We start from the raw sequence: 19,310 nt of genomic DNA on the forward strand, positions 1-19,310 counted from the left end.
AGCGATTGATTCCGTGGTATGCAACGTCGCGTTGCCTTATCGCGCTCTCCTCATTTCCTTTCTCTGTCGTGACCACGTGATGGCGTCGAGCAGACGCGATCACTCATTGGGCGCGACGCAGCAGCGGCAGCAATGCCTGCAGCGGATGCGGCAACTGGCTGCCCGAGAAACGCTTGCTCTGACTGCGGCACGAGTAGCCACTGGCGACCAGCTTGCCCTGATTGGCGTCGTCTTCGACCACGGACTTCCACGACAGGTCATAGATGGCACGCGAGGTCTCGAGACTGCGCGCTTCGTGGCCGTAGGTACCGGACATGCCGCAGCAGCCGGTGGCGATGGTCTCGAGCTTGAGGCCGAAGGCGGAGTAGACCTGCTGCCAGGCCTTGGCCGAGCCCGGGGCATTGGTGCTCTCGGTACAGTGGCTCAGAAGCTTCATGCCCGGGTCCATCTTGCCCAGCACCGTCTTGGTGACGCCGACCGGCAGCAGCTTGCGCAGGCTGATCAGCCATTCCTGCAGCAGCAGGACATCGGGCACCGCGTCCGGGCCGAGGGTCTTCACGTACTCCTGACGATAGGTCAGGGTCATCGCCGGGTCGATGCCGACCAGCGGCACGCCGAAGTCGGCGATCGCCTTGAGACGCTCGGCCTGGGCACGCGCGGTACGCTGGAAGGCGCCGGTGAAGCCCTGCACCTGCAGCGGCTTGCCGTTGGGGGCAAAGGGCGCGACGAAGACATGGATGTCGAGTCGCGACAGCAGTTCGATGATGTCGATCACCAGCTGGGCCTCGAAATGGCTGGTGAAGGCGTCCTGCACCAGGATCACGCTTCTGGCCTTCTGGGATTCGGTCAGACGGCCCAGCTGGGTCGGCGTCGCCTCGGACACGCCCCAGCTCTTGAGCTGTCTGCGCAGGCTGGCGCGTGACAGGCGCGGCGCATCGACCATGCCGATAGGGCCTTCCAGCAGACGACTGACCAGCTTGTTGGTCAGCAGGCCGTTATAGAGCGGCGTGACGCGCTCGGCCCACGGCAGCACGAATTCGAGGCTGCCGATCAGGTAATCGCGCAGCGGACGCTGATAACGATGGTGATAGACCTCAAGGAAGCGGCTGCGGAAATCGGGCACGTTGACCTTGATCGGGCACTGGCCCGCGCAGGACTTGCACGCCAGGCAGCCGGACATGGCGTCGTAGACTTGCTGGTCGAAGTTGGCGTCAGACTGACCCTCAGTCTGTGCGGTGCCGGCACGGCGCGCCTTGAGCGAGGCGCTGATGCGCGCCGGCAGACGCGCCAGCCACATGCCGGTGCCCTTGAGGCCCGGCGTACGCGCAGCCTGGGCCTCGGCGATCACGTCCCGACCGGCGTTGCCTTCCAGGCGAAGCCACTCACGCATCAGGCTGGCACGTCCCTTGGGCGAGTGGATGCGCTGGCGGGTCGCCTTCCACGACGGGCACATGGCGTCGTTGGGGTCGTAGTTGTAGCAGGCGCCATTGCCATTGCAGTAGACGGCACTGGCGTATTCCTGCCACACGCGCTCATCGATCTGACGGTCGAGATGGCCGCGCATGGTCACGTCATCGATGCGCATCAAGCGGGGATCGAAGGCTTCGACGGCGCTGTCAGCGTGATCACGCTTGTCGCTTTCGCTGCTCCCTTCGCTGCCCCCTTCGCTGGCGCCAGCGTCACGCGTGCCAGCGTCGTCGACCAGCGCCACTGACAGGCGCGGGGAGGCGATCTTGCCCGGATTGAGCTGGTTGTGCGGGTCAAAGGCTGCCTTCACGTCCTGCAGCGCGCCGTAGAGACTGCCGAAGAAGCGAGGCGAGTACTCGGAGCGCACGCCCTTGCCGTGCTCGCCCCACAGCAGGCCACCGTACTTGTGGGTGAGGGCGGCGACCTCATCGGAGATCTCGCGGATCATCGCCTGCTGGGCGGGGTCCTTCATGTCCAACGCCGGGCGCACGTGCAGCACGCCGGCATCGACATGACCGAACATGCCATAGCGCAGGCCACGGGCATCCAGCGCGGCGCGGAATTCGGCGATGTAATCGGCCAGATGCTCCGGAGGGACGGCGGTGTCCTCGACGAAGGGCAGCGGGCGGGCTTCGCCGTCGACATTGCCCAGCAGGCCCACCGAGCGCTTGCGCATGCCATAGACACGACCGATCTGCGCGCGACCGCGGGCTTCGGTGAAGCCGAGACGCTCGACGCTGGTATCGCTGGCCAGGTGCTCGCTGAAGGCGCGGACCTTGGCATCCAGCACCTCTTCGCTGTCGGCATTGAATTCGATCAGGTTGATGCCGCCGATGGCCGGGGTGCCTTCGGCGCTGGCCGGGAAGAATTCCTCGACGCTGTCCCACACGAAGTCCTGCATGGCGAGGTTGAGCACGGTGTCATCCACCGTCTCGATGGAGGTCGGGCGATTGCCCTCGACCGCCATCAGTGCCTTGGCGTCGCGCAGTGCGTCCATGAAGCTTGCGTAGCGCAGGTTGATCAGCGTCGAGCAGGGCGCGATGGGCAGCGCATTCAGCTCGGCCTCGACCACGAAGCCCAGCGTGCCCTCGGCGCCGCACAGCAGGCTGTTGAGGTTGAAACTCCCATCGGCCTCGCGCAGGTGGGCGAGGTCGTAGCCGGTCAGGCAGCGGTTGAGCGGCGGGAAGATGTCGGCGATTTCCTCGGCGCGCTCATCGGCGATCGCGCGTGCGGTGCGGTAGATCTCACCGACGCGATCCTCACGTGCACACAGTGTCTCGAGCTCGGTGTCGTCGATGGCATGGCTCGACAGCCGTGTCCCGTCGAGCAGGACGCTGTCGAGCGCCAGCACGTGGTCACGCGTCTTGCCGTATTCGCAGCTGCCCTGACCGGAGGCATCGGTATTGATCATGCCGCCAATGGTGGCGCGGTTGGAGGTCGAGAGCTCCGGGGCGAAGAACAGGCCATGCGGCTTGAGCGCGGCATTCAGCTGGTCCTTCACCACGCCGGCCTCGACGCGCACGCGGCGGTTCTCGACATCGATCTCGAGAATGCGGTTCATGTGCCGCGAGACATCCACCAGCACGCCGTCATTGAGTGACTGGCCATTGGTGCCGGTACCGCCGCCGCGTGGCGCCAGGGTGACGCCCGAAAAGCGTGGCTCGTGGGAGAGGCGCGCGATGCGCTGGACATCCTCGGCATGGCGCGGGTAGACCACGGCCTGAGGCAGCACCTGATAGAGCGAGTTGTCGGTCGACAACACGGTGCGGTTGGCATAGTCCGGACTGATGTCACCGGCAAAGCCTGCATCTCGCAGGGCGGCCAGGAAGTCCAGATAGAGGGAATCGACGGGGGCGGGCATATCCAGCAGGCGTTCGGTCATGATCTCGCTCGGGCAGTGAGTCGCGTCAGGCAGGCATCCAGGGCCAATGGGCCTAAGCTTACCTGAGCTGGGCGTGTGGCCCCAGCCCAGCGCGGCATTGCGTCACTCGCAAGACGGGAATTCGGGTGAAAGGAGTGAGGAATGACTACGCTGTGAGGAGTCATCAAAGCAAGGCGTGTGCGCCTGAATGCAAGCAACAAGGGGGATGATGCGCGCTCGCCGAGAGCGATTGTCAGGCGTCAGTCGCCGCTTCAGTGGTACCGTCAGCCATCGCAAGGCAGGAGGTCAGCCGATGTCCTGCGGGGCTGCCAATGCACAAGCAATGCACCAATCTTGCGCCTCTCAGGCAGGCCGTCATGGCGTATCCCCTCCGTTTCTTCCTCTGAAGCTGTCTTCCCTCTTCCGCTGAGTCATCAGGAGTTAGCTCATGGCATCGTCCACCTATTCCTCGACCTCCACCTGTCATCGCGAGTCTCGCCAGCCGCCCACGCGATTGGGAGTGCTGGGGGTGGGGGAGTTGGCGGAGTCATTGCTGGTCGCGTTGGCGCGCGGTTGTCAGCGCGAAGGCCGCTCGCGGCATGATCTGGAATTCCACCTCTCGCCGCGCAACGACGTGCGCAGTCACCGTCTGGGCTGGCGTTTCGGTGCCATCCGACACGTAAGCAACGTCGCGGTGTGTGAATCGAGCCTGTGCTTGCTGGTCGGAGTGCGGCCACAGCAGCTCGAGGCACTGGCAAGTGAACTGCGTGAAAGCCACGCACTGAGCAAGGACCATCACCTGATGGTGCTGGCGGCCGGTGTGCCACTGCAGCAGCTGCAGCGCTGGTTCGCGCCGGCGCGAGTGGTGCGGGTGATGACGGGGCTGGCAGTCTGTGAAGGGCAGAGCGCCCTCACGCTCTATCCGGAAGACCCGCTGACGCGCGACCTGCTCGGGCCGGCGGTCCGGCAGATCATCGCCTTCGATGATGAAGCGGCCTTCGAGGCCAGCATGCTGGCGGTCTGCGTGAATGCCTGGCAGATGGCGCAACAGCAGGCGTTGCTCGACTGGTTCCAGACGGTGCCCGGCATGAGCGGCCCCCAGGCGCGCCTGTTGCTGATGGCGCAGTTGCGTGATGCGCTGGCCTTGATGGAAGCCCACCCCGATACCCCGCCCGGCGAGCTTGCCTCGCGTATCGGCACCCCCGGCACCTGGACGGCACGTGGCCTGGAGCAGTTGGGGGGCAAGGAAGGCGCGCATCGCCAATGGCAGCATGTGCTGGAGCAACTGCGCGCGGAGATCGAGCAGGGCAGTGCGTCCCCCGGCAGTGAATGAGGCGCTCTGCCGCCTGATGTCTTCCGCTCTCAGCCACCCTCAGCCACCCGCGATGCCCATTGGTCAGGAGGCGCATCGCGGGTGTCGTGCTTTGTTCAACCTGCCTTTCGTGAGTCGTGGATTCCCCGTGGCTGGCGATTTTCCTACAATGGAGCACTAGGCGGCACCCTCGGGTGCCAGAGTGGCTGGCGGCCGATCCATGGCGTTGCCCAGCGCTCACTCGCATTGAATCGAGCACGGGGCATACAAGGCACATGGGAACCTGGTTGGCAGTAGCAGCGGGCGGCGCCATCGGGGCGCTGGGACGGTATCTTGTCAGTGGCTGGATCGTCGGCGCCGCCGGGCGTGGTTTCCCGTGGGGGACCCTCGGCGTCAATCTGATCGGCAGCTGCCTGATGGGGTTCCTGTTCATCTGGGTGACCCAGGAGCTCAAGCTGGCTCCCGTCTGGCAGGCGATCATGGTGGCCGGCTTCACCGGCGCCTTCACCACCTTCTCTACCTTTGCCCTCGAGGCGCTCAACCTGATGATGAGCGGACGCATGCTCGCGGGGCTGGTCTATGTCGCCGTCAGTGTGGTGGCGTGTCTGGGCATGGTCGCGCTGGGCATGAAGATCGCACGCGTCCTGTTGTGATTCCCGTGCCCGGGCGCGTCCTCCTGTCGCCTGGGCGGCTGCGAAGCAGGGCATGGCTGAGGTAGACTAGTGCGCATAACCTTTCCGCGCCGCGATGCGGCCTGAGTGATCCGACGAGAGAGCCTTCCCACATGCTGGACCCGAAACTTCTGCGCGCTGATCTTGAAGCGACTGCCGAGCGCCTCGCACGTCGTGGCTATCAGCTGGATACCGAAGCCTTTGCCGCGCTGGAAGCGCGCCGCCGTGACCTGCAGGTCGAGACGGAATCCCTGCAGAACGAGCGCAACACCCGCTCCAAGTCCATCGGTAATGCCAAGGCACGCGGCGAAGACATCGCGCCGCTGCTGGCAGAAGTCAGTGATCTGGGCGAGCGTCTCGACGCCGCCAAGTCCGAGCTCAATGAGCTGCAGGCCAAGGCCGACGCCATGGCGGCCAGCCTGCCGAACCTGCCGGACGCCGAAGTGCCGGAAGGCGCTGACGAAAGCGACAACGTCGAGCTGCACCGCTGGGGCACGCCCCGTGAATTCGATTTCGACGTGCGCGACCACGTCGACCTCGGTGAGCTCAAGGGCCAGCTGGACTTCGAGCTGGCGGTCAAGATCACCGGTTCACGCTTCGCCGTGATGCATGGCTCCATCGCGCGCCTGCACCGTGCACTGGTGCAGTTCATGCTCGACAAGCAGACGCTGGAGCATGGCTACGAAGAATATTACGTACCCTATATCGTCAACCGCGACTCCCTGATGGGCACCAGCCAGCTGCCCAAGTTCGAGGAAGACCTGTTCAAGCTCAACGACGATCGTGATTTCTTCCTGATCCCGACCGCCGAAGTACCGCTGACCAACATGGTGCGCGACGAGATCATCGACGCCGGCAGTCTGCCGCTCAAGTTCACCGCCCATACCCCGTGCTTCCGCAGTGAAGCCGGTGCCTATGGCCGTGATACCCGCGGCATGATTCGCCAGCACCAGTTCGACAAGGTCGAGATGGTACAGGTCGTCGCGGCGGAGAAGAGCGACGAAGCCCTCGAAGAGATGCGCGGCCACGCCGAAGCCATCCTGCAGGCGCTGGAACTGCCGTACCGTGCCGTGACCCTGTGCACTGGCGACATGGGCTTTGCCGCCGCCAAGACCTATGACCTGGAAGTCTGGCTGCCGAGCCAGGCGACCTACCGCGAGATCTCCTCCATCTCCAACTGCCGTGACTTCCAGGCGCGCCGCATGCAGGCGCGTGTGCGTGTCGAAGGTCAGAAGAAGCCGCAGCTGGTGCATACCCTGAATGGGTCCGGTCTGGCCGTGGGCCGCTGCCTGGTCGCCGTGCTGGAAAACCATCAGAACGCCGATGGCTCCATCACTGTGCCGCAGGCACTGCGTGGCTACATGGGCGGGGTGGAAACCATCAACTTCTGAGGTGCGTGAATCGCCGTAGTGGATTCTCGTAGAACAAGGCCCTCGCTTTCCCATGGAAGCGGGGGCCTTCGTTTATCGCGGAGACAGAGGCCTCGCCCGATCGCACCACTCGTTATTCCCTCTGCGCGACTACAACGTAGCATCAGGGTTGTTATTCTTATTGGTTATTTTAGAGAGTGGTTCTTATGCTCTAAAATGCGACCCATCGAAGGCTGCTCCCCAGCCTCGCCGCGTTTGTGGATGTGCCCCATGGAATTTCTCAATCTCTCCTGTGACCCCTCACGTCTCCAGCTGTGCCTGATCGGTGGCGGCCAGGAGGCTGTCGCGCTGGCCGAGCGTTTCGCCGGCCTCGGTGCAGACCTGTGTGTCTACGGCGATGCCCGCATGCCGATGCTGGAGGCCCTGTGTGGTCGTGAAGGTTGGGAGGTTGCCGATACCCTGTTGCCCGTGCCGGCCCCCGGCCAGCTATGGCTGGTCGCCACCGGCAGCGAAGGGCGCGATCGCGGTATCCTGCGTCATGCGCGCGAGCAGCACGTGATGGTGTTCGCGCCGAGCCACCCCCGGGACTCCAGCGTTCGCCTGCCGCCGCGCCTGGTGGCCGGCGAGGCGGTGTTGCCCGTGAAGGAGGAGGACCGCTTCACGGGCACGCATGGCCAGGTGGCGTTGGTCAGCGCGGGGCCGGGCGATCCGGAGCTGCTGACGCTCAAGGCGCTGCGCCATCTGCAGCAGGCCGATGTCATCATTCATGATCGCCTGGTCAGTCACGAGATTCTGGCGCTGGCCAATCCGGAGGCGCGTCGCCTGTATGTCGGCAAGGCGCGCAGCGATCACAGCGTGCCCCAGGAAGGCATCAATCAGGCGCTGGTGGATTACGCCCGCGCCGGGCATCGCGTGGTGCGCTTGAAGGGCGGTGACGCTTTCATCTTCGGGCGCGGCGGGGAAGAGCTCGAGACCCTGGCCGGTGCCGGCATCAGCTTCGAGGTCGTGCCGGGCATCACGGCGGCTTCCGGTTGCGCGGCTTACGCGGGTATCCCGTTGACTCATCGCGACCACGCCCAGTCGGTGCGCTTCGTCACCGGCCACTTGAAGGATGGCAGCTGTGACCTGGATTGGGAGGCGCTGGCGCGTCCGGCCCAGACGCTGGTCTTCTACATGGGGCTCGGCAGCCTGGGGCTGATCTGCGGGCAGTTGATCGCCAATGGTCTGGCGGCGTCCACGCCGATCGCGCTGGTCGAGCAGGGCACCACCGCGCGTCAGCGTGTGCATGTGGCAACGCTGGCCGACATGCCGGCGCAGATCGCCGGTCAGGGCCTCAAGCCGCCGACGCTGATCATCGTCGGGGATGTGGTCAAGCTGCACGATTCGCTCAAGTGGTTCTCACCGAATGCCAACAGCAGCCTGGGGTGGGAAGATGGCAAGCATCCGACGCCGCTGGCCAATGTGGTATCGGTCTAGAGCGACCGTAGCGAAAGCGCTAAAAGCAGCGCCATGAGCAGTGACAAGACGCCGCCTCGGTAACCCCGGGGCGGCGTCTTGCGTTGTTGGACTGGTTGTCGCGGGCCTGATCATCGTGCTGGCGCATGGCCGGGCGGCTCTTGGGCCAAGGTCGAGATGACGTGGCATCTGATTGCGCCTATTGTTTCAAGCAATCGTTTGAATTCTGCTGAGCGAAGCCCGTCGTTCATCACGGGGTGAGAGGCAAGTCTTTCGCGAAAGCCCTAAGCACATGAGTCAGTGAGGACAGTGATATGGCCAAGTATCAGGCGCCACTCAAGGATGCACGCTTCATTCTCGATGAGGTGTTCGCCGCCGAGCAGGAATGGGCGGGCATGGCAGCCACCGAAGAGGTGAATGTCGAGCTGGCCGAGGCGATTCTCGAGGAAGGTGCGCGCGTGACCCAGGCCGAGCTGCTGCCGCTCAACCTGAGCGGTGACGCCGAGGGCGCGCGTTTCGAGAATGGCCACGTCACGACGCCCAAGGGCTTCAAGGAGGCCTATCGGGTGCTCGCCGAAGGCGGCTGGATGGGACTGGGCGGCAATCCTGAATACGGTGGTCAGGGCATGCCCAAGATGCTCACCGTGGCGTTTGAAGAGATGCTCTACGCCACCAATACCAGCTTCGCGCTCTATCCGGCACTGAATGCCGGTGCCTGTCTGGCGGTGGACAGCCACGCGCCGGAGTCCGTCAAGCAGGTGTTTCTGCCGCGCATGTATGCCGGCGACTGGCTGGGCACCATGTGTCTGACCGAGCCGCATTGCGGCACGGACCTCGGCCTGATTCGCACCCGTGCCGAACCCCTCGAGGGCGATGACCCGCTGCTGGGGCTGCCGCGCTATCGCCTCACCGGCACCAAGATCTGGATCACCGGCGGCGAGCACGACATGGTCGACAACATCGTGCATCTGGTGCTCGCCAAGCTGCCGGATGCGCCGCCGGGCACGCGTGGCATCTCGCTGTTTCTGGTCTCCAAGCACCTGCTTGATGCCGACGGCCAGCCGACGACGCCGAATGCGGTCAGCTGTGGCTCCATCGAACACAAGATGGGCATCAAGGGCAGCGCGACCTGCGTGATGAACTTCGACGGTGCCGAAGGCGTGCTGATCGGCGAGCCGCATCAGGGGCTGGCGGCGATGTTCACCATGATGAACTACGAGCGTCTCTCCATCGGCCTGCAGGGGCTGGGGCTGGGCGAGGTGGCCTATCAGAGCGCGATGGACTTCGCCGCCGAGCGCCTGCAGAGCCGGGCACCGACAGGCGCCAAGGCGCCTGGCAAGCCGGCCGACCCGATTCTGGTGCATCCTGACGTGCGCCGCATGGCGCTTGAGGTGCGCGTCTGGAACGAGACCGGGCGCGCCTTTGCCGTCTTCGTGGGCCAGCAGCTGGACCGCGTCAAATATCATGCCGATGACGCGGTGAAGGCCGACGCGGATGCGCTGGTGCAATTCATGACGCCGATCGCCAAGGCGCTGCTGACCGACCGTGGCTTCGATGCCACCGTCATGGCGCAGCAGCTCTATGGTGGCAATGGTTACTGCGTGGAGTGGGGCGCCGAGCAGTACGTGCGCGATGCACGCATCGCGATGATCTACGAAGGCACCAACGGCATTCAGGCGATGGATCTGGTCGGGCGCAAGCTCTACCGCAACCGTGGCGGCCATGTGGCGAGCTTTGCCGCCCTGGTGCGAGCCGAGCTTGAGCGTCAGGCCGACGACGCCCAGACCCGCCCGTTCGCCGAGGCCTGCAAGACGGAGCTTGAGCGCCTGGAGCGAGTGTCCGAGCAGTTGCTGGCCCGCGCCGATGACAACCCGGAAGAGCTGGGCGCAGCGGCCTGTGACTACCTCAACCTGGCAGGGCTGTGTGTCTACAGCTATCTGTGGCTGCGCATGGCGCGTGCTGCGGCGCGTGGACTGGCGCAAGCGGGTAACAGCGGTGAGGCCTTCTATCGCCGCAAGCTGGCGCTCGGGGAGTACTTCGTGGCACGCGTGCTGCCGCGCGCCGTCGCTCTGGAAGCTCAGATCAGTGCTGGCGCAGCGCCATTGATGGCCTTCAGTCTCGAGGATTTCGCGCCGGAGCAATGACGCAAGACACCGTGACCGTCAGTAGCGTCATAGGAAAAGCCCAGCGACCGTGTCAGGTCGCTGGGCTTTTTGTGTTGTCGGAATCCCTGTCCATCGGGCCGTGTCGGCAAGCTTGCATGCCCACTGGCCGCTCATGACCGCTCGGTCGGCTCATCCTGCTTCAGCAGCCAGTCACGCATGGCGGGGAACAGCTCGACCAGCACGAACAGCGGGCCGATCAGCAGCTGACGCAGATCATCGAGGAAGGCCGGCTTGCGGCCCTCGATCCGATGGCCGACGACCTGACCGATCCAGGCGACCACGAAGGCTGCCAGCATCATCGGTGTCACCGGCCAGTTGAGCCCGAGCATCACGAACATCAGCGCCAGGCTTGCCAGGGCCCAGACGGCCATCACGCCAAGTACCCTGAGGGAGAAGCGCGCATAGACGGCCAGGACCGCCAGGGTGACCACGCCACCGGGCAGCATCCACACACCCAGCCCCGGTTCACTCGATAGCCCCTGCCCCCCGAGCAATCTCCACAGCAGGATCAAGCTGGCAGTGAAGATGACCGGCACGCAGACAAGATGCATGCGGATGTTCTCACGATGCTGATGACTGGCCGCGTAGTGCTCGAGTGCTTCATGTAGACGCCGGTGGGCGGATGTCTTGATATGAGGGTGCGATAATATACCCATGAGGCATTCTCCAGACAGACATTGAAAATGCCCGCATGCGCAGGTGCGCAGCGGGATCGATGGCGTGTTATGTCAAGGAGCAATGGCGTGAGCCAGCAGGGTCCGGCAACCCTGCTGGCTCCTGTCAGCGTAGCGTATTGCCACGCTGCCAGCCTGTGTCAGCACAGGGCTGACTGTCGAACCCGGCGCTTTTCAGGCGTGAATCAAGTGGCCCTGGCCCTTCAGAGATGGAACTGACCGCAGGCTTCCGGCTGATGCAGGATGGCTTCCAGGCGGATGACGTCACTCTGGCCATCTTCCCGGGGCAGCGTGATCTGCTCGCCAACCGCCATTCCCAGCAGCGCGATGCCCAGTGGTGACATGATGCACAGCGCCAGTGAGGTCTCTTGCTCTTCGGGTTGCGGCAGGTGGCTGCGCAGCGACATGCACTCACCATCCTCCGGGGTAGGGTAATGCAGTGTCAGTTCGCTATCGCCGGAGCGCGACCCCTTGAGGCGCAGGCGGCTACGCATGCTGACGCGGTCTTCGGGGAAGTCATCGGGGGGCACGATCTCTGCCTGGATCAGGCGGCTTTCGAGGCGAAGCGACAGCTCATCATCGTGTTGCTGAGCGTCGATCAGGCGCTGGAGGCGGTCAGCATCCAGGCGGTTGATGATCAGTCGTTGCCGAGTCATCGTGGGGTTCCTTGTTATCGAGTCACTGCGCGATATCATGCGCAGCAAGACGGCGCCAATCCTGGCTTGGTCAATACGGAGAGACGGACAGGGAATCCATCGGCCGTGATTGTCCATGGATTGTCCGCTAATTAATCCTAGCGGCTTTTGACGGGGTGCGGGAGTCGTCTGATGCCGACAACTTTCATGGCGCTGTCACCCAGGGCTGCCAACCTCACGCGAGACTCATCGATGTCGATTCTCTGGATATATCCGCTGGCGGCGCTCGCCGAGATCGCCGGCTGCTTCAGTTTCTGGGCCTGGTGGAAACTGGAGCGCAGCCCCGGCTGGCTGATCCCCGGCATGCTCAGCCTGGCGCTGTTCGCCTGGCTGCTTTCACTGGTCGACGTCAGTCACGCCGGGCGCGCCTTTGCCGTCTATGGCGGTGTCTATATCGCCGCGTCAGTGGCCTGGCTGTGGCTGGTCGAGCAGCAGTTGCCCAGTCGCTGGGACCTGCTGGGGACACTGGCCTGCCTGGCGGGCAGCGCCATCATCGTGCTGGGCGCCCGTGCGCAATGAGCGCAAATCGCTTGTTTATTAGTATTTCATTAAATATGTCGGGCGTTGAGCATGAGAGCGCTCATTGTTGGGTATACTGCGCCAGGATGAGGCAATGACCCTCGGGATTCGATCTGACGCAATGAGGCACCAGCATGCAGTGGGAATGGTTATGGGGGCTGGGCGGCCTTGGCATCGGCGGTTTCATCGGCTTCTGGCTCGGTCGCTGGCGGCCGCGCAGAGAGGAATGGAATCAGGCCGTGCAACCACTGCGATCGGCATTGGTGGAGGCGGAGCCAGACGTTGCGCGTGGTGAGCGGCTGGCGCTTGATCCCTCGCTGCTCGACGCCTTTCGCCAGGTGGCCTCGCGTCGCGAGTTCTATCGCTTTAACAGCGGGATCGAATACGTGAACCTGCAGCTCGCCGCGGCGCATGCCGCGCATCATGACCGTGAAGAGCGCCAGCTGTTGTTGGATCAGGCGCGTGTCAGCCTGGCCAATCTGCAGGACAGCCTAAGACGACGCTGAGGTTCGTCTAGACGCGCGAATGCCGCACCGCAGATCGCCCGAGGGCGCAAGGCAGAGGAACGCAGAGCAGGAGAGCGTCGAGCAGGTTGTTTGCAAAGCAGAGTAACGCAGAGAGCGGGCGTGAAACGGGTATAGCAACCGACGGGAAGGCACTGACGATGATGATGGGTGCAGAAGGCATCAGATGACACGACGCATGCACGACAGACAGAAGCGGGAGGACTTGCTGACTGCGCGAGGCAGCTGGGGAGCATCAGCAAAGGCTTGCTGATGGTGCGGAAGGGGGGACTCGAACCCCCACACCTTGCGGCACCAGAACCTAAATCTGGCGTGTCTACCAATTCCACCACTTCCGCGAGAAGCAGGGCTGCATTTTACCTGTGATGCCTTTCAAGTCAATCGCTTGTGTCGATTATCCCCTGAATTTTCCCGCCTTGCGCTGCGCCTTCAGCGCCTCACTCCTGTACGACATGCACGCTACGTGATTCCAGTCCGCAGGGCAGTTGTAGATAGCTGGCGGCGCGCTCGGCGGCGTGGCGTGTATTGGAGAGATCTTCATCGCACATCCACGGAACGACGCCCAGACAGGGGGCCCGCAGCGTGCGTGACAACGTCGCCATGTTGTCTTCGCTCACCTCGATATCCGCTTCCAGATGGTTGATGACGTAGCCGGCGATCTCCAGCCCATCGCGCTCGATGGCCTCAAGCGTCAGGCGCGCATGATTGATGCACCCCAGGCGCAGCCCGACGACCAGAATCACCGGCAAGCCCAGCTCGATGGCCAGGTCCGAGAAATCCTCATCGTCATTCAGCGGTACCCGCCAGCCGCCAGCGCCTTCCACCAGCAGCAGGTCGCGCGGTGCGCTTGTCTGCTGGCCCCGCACATGCGCCGCGATTTTCGCCACCTCGAGACTGACACCCACCTGACGCGCGGCAATGTGCGGCGCGATGGCCGGCGCGAAGCGCCAGGGATTGATGCTTTCATAATCCGCTTCCGGTTCGCACTGCGCCTGCAATGACAGGGCGTCGGCGTTGACCAGACCATCGTGATTCTCGAAGCAGTCAGAGGCCACGGGCTTGAGGCCCAGCGTGGTCAGGCCGCGCAGGCGAGCACGTGCCAGCAGGGCGCTGGCGATGAAGGTCTTGCCGATTTCGGTATCGGTACCGGTCACGAAGGCGGCGATGCCATGTTCGGCTCGCGCAGGCAAAGCAGTGTCCCGTGACGAGCTGTCCGCGGTTTTCATATCAGTTTTCATTGTATCCGAGCGAGGCAGGTAATTGCCTTCAAGCAAAGTATCAGTGTTATCCGTACGCAATTCTGAACGGTTTTTCGAGCACAAGTTCAATGACTTGATAGCTTACAGGCAATCCCTTCGCGGTACGCAACGTTTCATGCCGCGCCTTGGCCTGCTGCACCTCGGCGCGTGTCAGGCGCCGGCCACTGGCGGTCTGTGCCCCGATGCCCTTGATCGAGGCCATGACCGCGGCGACATCGGGATAGTGAAATATCCGCGGGCGTAACTGCCAGTGGCAGCGCAACCCGGCGGCTTCTGCATGGCGTGCAAGATGGGCGGCGCTGGGGAAGTGGCGCACGGAATCATCCGCACGCTGCCAGGCATGGCGTACTTCCTTGAGGGTGCCGGGCCCCAAGGTGTTGATGTGCGCTCGAGCGCCGGGTTTCAAGGTGCGTGACAGTTCGGCGAGCCATTGCCGAGGGCTATCGCACCATTGCACGGCCAGGCTCGAGAAGACCAGGTCCAGACTCGCATCGGCCAGTGGCAGGCGCTCGGCATCGGCGCGTAGCCAGTGCAGGCGTTCAGGGCTGCCACTCGCAAGCTCGCTTGTCTGGCGTGCGGCTTCACGCAGCATCTCAAGCGAGAGATCCAGCCCCATGCAGCAAGCCCCAGAGTAGCGCTGCGCCAGTTCGAGGGTCCAATGTCCGGGCCCACAACCGAGATCGAGCACGCGGGCATCGGCCGGCAGCCGCTCAGGGAGCGAGGCGAACAGGGTGGCCGCCATGGCGTGCTGTGCCTGCGCCAGCGTGAGGTAGTCGGCAGCGCCGCGATCAAAGGCGCGGGCAACCTGCTGACGGCTCGCGGCAGGCGTGAGCGGGGGTGTTGCGAGCTCTGCAGGCGGCACGCTGACGGCAATCGACATCTCAGGCCTCCTCGCTGATGCGCGTGACGTGGGTGGCGAGGCCCATGCGTGTAAGCAGGGCATCGGCAAGCGCCTCGGGCGCGCTCAATGGCAGGCAGTGGCCGCCCTCGAATTCCGCGACCACCTGGCCCTGCGCGCGCAGCGCCGCACTCAGGCCCGATGCCAGCAGCGGGTCCTGCTTGCCGAGCCAGAACTCGAGCGGTAACTCTGATTGAGGTGCCAGCGACATCTGGCGGCTGGCCAGTTCCGCCAGTCCTGTCGCCAGCACCGCTTCGCGACTGACGGGGTGACGACCGATCAGTTCGCGCAAGTGTCTGAGGCAGTCACGCGCAGAGGCCTCACCACTGGCTTGCCAGCGCAGAAAATGTTGCCAGCTGGCGGCAGGGTTGCGCGCGAAGGCTGTGCGGAAGGTGTCCAACACCTCTGGTGCCAAGGCGGGAATCATCTGTTCAGATGGGGCCTGGTCGATGAAGCTTGGCCCCATGGCCAGCGAGACAAGGGCGGCCGGCGCCTGCTTCTTCGCCAGCGCCTCGGCCCGCAGGGCTCCCAGCGACCAGCCCAGCCACAGGGTATCGGCGCCGCCCAGTGAAGAAGCTTGCGAGGCGGACGGCTCTTGTGAGCCTGTCCGTGACTCGGCCTGCGGGCCTTCTTCTGACCAATCCGGCGCGATGATCTCCAGCGGGCGACTCCTTGCCTCGTCAGCTGCCTGCTTATCTGCCTGCTCATCTGTCTCAGTGACGTGAGCGAGGCGTGCGTGCAGGCAGGCGATCAAGGGCTGCCAGATGCGCGCATCGATGCCCCAGCCACTGAACAGCACCAGACGAGACAGCGTCATGGAGTGACTCCTTCTGGGCTGATGGTTGGGGAAACCGAGCGGGGCTGGGCCTTTTCCGCTGCCAGTACCGCTTCGAGAGCGTCGAGCAGTGCCGCGATATCCTCGGCCGTGTGCTCGGCGGAGAAGGTGAAGCGCAGGCGCGAGCTGCCGGCGGGCACCGTGGGCGGGCGGATGGCCGAGACCAGCACGCCACGCTCGCGCAGTGCCGCGCTCCAGGCCAATGCCCGCGCTTCGCTGCCCAGAATCAGCGGCTGAATCGGGGTCAGCGCGGCAGAGAATGCCTCCCTGTCGGCTGACGGCAGCCCGAGCGCGAGCCCACTGCCCGCCAGCAGATGGGCACAGCCATCAAGGAACTGCTGCACGCGCGCCTGCAACTGCTCACGACGCTGCGGCTCGCGCGCGACGATTTCCAGCGCCGCCAGGGTAGCGGCGGCGACATGCGGCGGTTGCGCGGTGGTGTAGATGTAGGGGCGCGCCAGCTGGATCAGGCTCTCGATCAGCGCATCGCTGCCGGCGACGAAGGCGCCGCTGCTGCCGAGCGCCTTGCCCAGGGTGCCGACCAATACCGGCACGTCAGCCAGCGGGGTGTCGCGCCCGACCAGTCCTTCGCCATGCTCGCCCAGCACGCCCAGTCCGTGGGCATCGTCGATCATCAGCCAGGCGCCGTGCCGGGCGCAGGCCTGGCTCAGGCCCGCGATATCGGCGCAGTCGCCATCCATGCTGAACACGCCATCGCTGATCACCAGCTTGTCATCGGCCCGGGAGCGCGCCAGCTGGCGCTCGAGGTCCTCGATATCGCGATGGTGGAAGCGACGCGAGCGCACGGCAGTGGTGCCGGAGGACGCCAGGCGCGCGCCATCGAGAAGGCTGGCGTGATTGAGGCGATCATGGAAGATCTCGAGGCTGCGACCGGCCTCGCGCGAGGCACTCGCCAGCGCATCGATCACGCCCAGATTGGCCATGAACCCGGTGGAGAACAGCAGCGCGCGTGGCCGCCCGGTCAGCTCGGCCAGACGAGCCTCCAGCTGGTGGTGAGCGTGCTGGTGGCCATTGACCAGATGAGCGCTGCCGCTGCCGACACCGAATTCACGCGCCGCGCGACAGCCGGCCTCGACCAGCGCCGGGTGGTTGGCCAGCCCCAGATAGTCGTTGGCGGTGAAGTTGAGCAGCGGGCGCGCCTCTGCATCGGCTGCCTGCCCGGCGAGGCTGACGTGGGGCCCCTGGGGGGAATCCAGTGTCAGGCGCCGGCGATAGCGGCCAATCCGCTCACGCTGCGTGAGCAGGTCCTCCAGATGCGTGAAGCTGGCGCTGGACTGAGGGCTTAAGCGCGCGCTGGCGGGCGTATCGGTGGCCACGCGCGATCAGACCACCAGGCCGCAGGGCTTGCGTTCGCGAACATGGCCTTCGCTGCTGGCGGGCGTCGCCTCGCGCGTGGCGTCATAGAACAGGCTGCCCTCGACATTGGCACGTGCCTGTTCTTCCATGGCAGCCTTCAGGGCGGCCTCGCGCACTTCGTCACTGGCGACTTCCTGGCGGGTCTCCGGGTGCAGGCCGAGGCGCTCGAACAGCTCGCGGTCACGGTTGGCCTGCGGGTTGCCGGTGGTCAGCAGGCGCTCGCCATAGAAGATGGAGTTGGCGCCGGCGAGGAAGGCCAGTGCCTGGGTGGAATCGTCCATCTGCTCGCGGCCGGCGGACAGGCGCACGTGGCTCTTCGGCATCATGATGCGTGCTACGGCGATGGCGCGGATGAACTCGATGGGATCGAGGTCATCGACATTCTCCAGCGGCGTGCCCGCCACCTTGACCAGCATGTTGATCGGCACCGATTCCGGCTGCGGCTCCAGATTGGCCAGCTGACGCAGCAGGCCGGCGCGGTCGGTGGTGGTCTCGCCCATGCCGAGGATGCCGCCGGAGCACACCTTCATGCCGGCTTCGCGCACGCTGGCCAGAGTGTCCAGGCGCTCGCTGTAGCTGCGAGTGGTGATGATCTCGCCGTAGTACTCCGGTGAGGTGTCAAGATTGTGGTTGTAGTAGTCGAGGCCGGCATCCGCGAGCTTTCTGGCCTGATCGGTATCGACCATGCCTAGCGTCATGCAGGTCTCGAGTCCCAGCGACTTCACCTGACGCACCATCTCGGTGACCACTTCGAGGTCGCGCTCACGCGGGCTCTTCCAGGCCGCGCCCATGCAGAAGCGGCTGGCGCCGGCGTCCTTGGCGGCACGTGCCTGCTCGACCACCTTCTCGATCTCCATCAGCTTTTCCTTGCCAAGGCCGGTGTTGTAGTGGCCGGACTGCGGGCAGTACTTGCAGTCTTCCGGGCAGGCGCCGGTCTTGATCGACAGCAGGGTGGAGACCTGTACCGCATTCGGATCGAAGTGCTGGCGGTGCACCTGCTGGGCACGAAACAGCAGGTCATTGAAGGGCAGGGCGAACAGCGCCTCGATTTCCGCGACGCTCCAGTCATGGCGTACCACGCTGTCATCGGCAGGCGCAGGGATATTCGTGGCTTGTGTGGTCACGCGGGAGGCTTCTACGGTCATGAGCTTGAGGTCCTTCATCAGGCGGGCAGAGCGAGAGCGCGCTGAGCCGGTCATCCGTGGGTGAGTCCGGGAGTCGGCAGCCGAGCTGGCAAGTGGCCAGTCAACGCATCGAATAAGGTCAGGTTAACTAAGATGATAGAGTTTCCGCGGGCGCTGTCAACGATGAGAGCTCTGCTGGTTGACCACTGGCAGCTGTCGCGACCCTGCGCCTTCTGTCAGCGTCAGCTGACGACAGCCATGCCCGGCGCGACCGAACGGCAGAGCGCTTCAGTTTCACCTCCCCATTCATTTTCCTCTCTAGCGACTCGCTCGCGTCATGAGCGAGAGCTGTCATCGCGCCGCGAGTGGTGCGACGCCTGCGAGGCGAGAATCGCGCGCAATCAGCATGCCTGTCCGCGTTGTGCTGAGCCTGTCGCCTCATTGGCCTTGAGTCAGCAGGCCTGTGCGCGGTGCCTGTCGTCACCGCCCGCCTTTGCGCGCTGCTTTGCGCCGCTGCGGTATGAAGGGCTGCTGGCGGGGCTGTTCCAGCGCTACAAGGACCAGCATCAGCGCCGCGCCGGGCGACTGCTGCGCCAACTCATGCAGCGGGAGCTTGCGCACTTCTGCCGCGAGTGGCGCCAGGCGCATCCTCACGGCGCAGTGCTGCTGGTACCGGCAGATGCCTATCGTCGTCGCCAGCGCGGCCATGATGCGCTGGCAGAGCTGTGTCGCGGGCTGACACCGGTCATCGCCGGCCATCAGCGGGATATGGCGCGGGTGCGCGGCAGGCGCATGCCGCACGAGGCGTCAGTCGCGGTGGTCAGGGCAGCGCCGGATCAGCGCCTGCGGGATAGGCGCGGGCGTCTGAAAGCGCAGCGTGGGCGTTATGACATTGACGGCCTCTTGCCCGAGCACGTGCTGCTGATCGATGACGTCATGACCAGTGGTGCGACGCTCGACAGTCTTGCTCAGGCCTGCCTGCGAGCCGGTGCCCGTGAGGTCGATGCCTGCGTGCTGGCGCGGACTCCCCTGGCCTTGCGCGGGGCGCTGTGACCCGCAAATGCGACACGAAGTAGAGCTGCCCGACACATGCCGCCAGGGCTG

General features: G+C 64.7%; 16 protein-coding genes and 1 tRNA gene. 8 read left to right on the plus strand and 9 right to left on the minus strand.

The genetic code is table 11. The features are described from left to right. Window positions 1-103: 103 nt before the first annotated feature. On the minus strand, window positions 104-3,349 hold the full coding sequence (locus R2R70_RS00710; RefSeq protein ID WP_410976962.1) for an FAD-binding and (Fe-S)-binding domain-containing protein: 3,246 nt from the start codon (window positions 3,347-3,349) through the stop codon (window positions 104-106). Between the two features lie 427 nt (window positions 3,350-3,776). On the opposite strand from R2R70_RS00710, the gene R2R70_RS00715 reads away from it, so the two are divergent. From R2R70_RS00715 to R2R70_RS00735, 5 genes are all read left to right on the plus strand, one after another. Next, window positions 3,777-4,661 (plus strand): hypothetical protein, encoded by an 885-nt coding sequence (locus R2R70_RS00715; RefSeq protein WP_410976963.1) that lies wholly within the window; start codon window positions 3,777-3,779, stop codon window positions 4,659-4,661. A 266-nt stretch (window positions 4,662-4,927) separates the two neighbouring features. Then, on the plus strand, window positions 4,928-5,293 hold the full coding sequence (gene crcB, locus R2R70_RS00720; protein WP_197738705.1) for a fluoride efflux transporter CrcB: 366 nt from the start codon (window positions 4,928-4,930) through the stop codon (window positions 5,291-5,293). A 131-nt stretch (window positions 5,294-5,424) separates the two neighbouring features. Continuing rightward, on the plus strand, window positions 5,425-6,702 hold the full coding sequence (gene serS, locus R2R70_RS00725; RefSeq protein ID WP_410976964.1) for a serine--tRNA ligase: 1,278 nt from the start codon (window positions 5,425-5,427) through the stop codon (window positions 6,700-6,702). A 249-nt stretch (window positions 6,703-6,951) separates the two neighbouring features. Beyond that, entirely contained in the window at window positions 6,952-8,157 is a 1,206-nt protein-coding gene (gene cobA / locus R2R70_RS00730; protein ID WP_410976965.1) for a uroporphyrinogen-III C-methyltransferase, read from the plus strand. A gap of 293 nt (window positions 8,158-8,450) precedes the next feature. Then, complete coding sequence (locus R2R70_RS00735; protein WP_410976966.1) at window positions 8,451-10,280, plus strand: acyl-CoA dehydrogenase C-terminal domain-containing protein; 1,830 nt, start codon at window positions 8,451-8,453, stop codon at window positions 10,278-10,280. Between the two features lie 131 nt (window positions 10,281-10,411). Here the strand turns inward: R2R70_RS00735 and R2R70_RS00740 are convergent, their stop codons facing one another. Both R2R70_RS00740 and R2R70_RS00745 read right to left on the minus strand, forming a co-directional pair. Further along, entirely contained in the window at window positions 10,412-10,957 is a 546-nt protein-coding gene (locus tag R2R70_RS00740; RefSeq protein WP_410976967.1) for a DUF962 domain-containing protein, read from the minus strand. 221 nt (window positions 10,958-11,178) lie between these two features. Further along, a complete protein-coding gene (locus tag R2R70_RS00745; RefSeq protein WP_153635215.1) occupies window positions 11,179-11,631 on the minus strand; it encodes a nucleoside diphosphate kinase regulator in 453 nt (150 codons plus the stop codon). 171 nt (window positions 11,632-11,802) lie between these two features. Here R2R70_RS00745 and R2R70_RS00750 point away from each other — a divergent pair, with 171 nt between their 5' ends. Then, window positions 11,803-12,189, plus strand: coding sequence for a YnfA family protein (locus tag R2R70_RS00750; RefSeq protein ID WP_410976968.1), 387 nt, complete (start codon window positions 11,803-11,805; stop codon window positions 12,187-12,189). A 134-nt stretch (window positions 12,190-12,323) separates the two neighbouring features. After that, window positions 12,324-12,695, plus strand: coding sequence for a hypothetical protein (locus R2R70_RS00755; RefSeq protein ID WP_410976969.1), 372 nt, complete (start codon window positions 12,324-12,326; stop codon window positions 12,693-12,695). Window positions 12,696-12,966: 271 nt separating this feature from the next. Here the strand turns inward: R2R70_RS00755 and R2R70_RS00760 are convergent. From R2R70_RS00760 to bioB, 6 genes are all read right to left on the minus strand, one after another. Further along, window positions 12,967-13,051, minus strand: a tRNA-Leu gene (locus R2R70_RS00760). A gap of 99 nt (window positions 13,052-13,150) precedes the next feature. Beyond that, window positions 13,151-13,939: a dethiobiotin synthase gene (gene bioD, locus R2R70_RS00765; protein ID WP_279831586.1), complete on the minus strand. Its 789-nt coding sequence runs from the start codon at window positions 13,937-13,939 to the stop codon at window positions 13,151-13,153. 58 nt (window positions 13,940-13,997) lie between these two features. Beyond that, window positions 13,998-14,852, minus strand: coding sequence for a methyltransferase domain-containing protein (locus R2R70_RS00770; protein WP_410976970.1), 855 nt, complete (start codon window positions 14,850-14,852; stop codon window positions 13,998-14,000). A gap of 1 nt (window position 14,853) precedes the next feature. Then, the gene (locus R2R70_RS00775) at window positions 14,854-15,687 is read right to left on the minus strand and encodes an alpha/beta fold hydrolase (RefSeq protein ID WP_410976971.1); all 834 of its coding nucleotides are present in this window, start codon (window positions 15,685-15,687) and stop codon (window positions 14,854-14,856) included. After that, a complete protein-coding gene (locus tag R2R70_RS00780; protein WP_410976972.1) occupies window positions 15,684-17,042 on the minus strand; it encodes an aminotransferase class I/II-fold pyridoxal phosphate-dependent enzyme in 1,359 nt (452 codons plus the stop codon). The genes R2R70_RS00775 and R2R70_RS00780 overlap by 4 nt, the downstream gene beginning before the upstream one ends. A 6-nt stretch (window positions 17,043-17,048) precedes the next feature. After that, complete coding sequence (gene bioB, locus R2R70_RS00785; RefSeq protein WP_410976973.1) at window positions 17,049-18,227, minus strand: biotin synthase BioB; 1,179 nt, start codon at window positions 18,225-18,227, stop codon at window positions 17,049-17,051. A gap of 162 nt (window positions 18,228-18,389) precedes the next feature. On the opposite strand from bioB, the gene R2R70_RS00790 reads away from it, so the two are divergent. Then, complete coding sequence (locus tag R2R70_RS00790) at window positions 18,390-19,259, plus strand: ComF family protein (RefSeq protein WP_410976974.1); 870 nt, start codon at window positions 18,390-18,392, stop codon at window positions 19,257-19,259. The last annotated feature ends 51 nt before the right edge of the window (window positions 19,260-19,310 follow it).

This window comes from Cobetia sp. SIMBA_158, assembly GCF_046566945.1.
Lineage (GTDB): Bacteria > Pseudomonadota > Gammaproteobacteria > Pseudomonadales > Halomonadaceae > Cobetia > Cobetia amphilecti.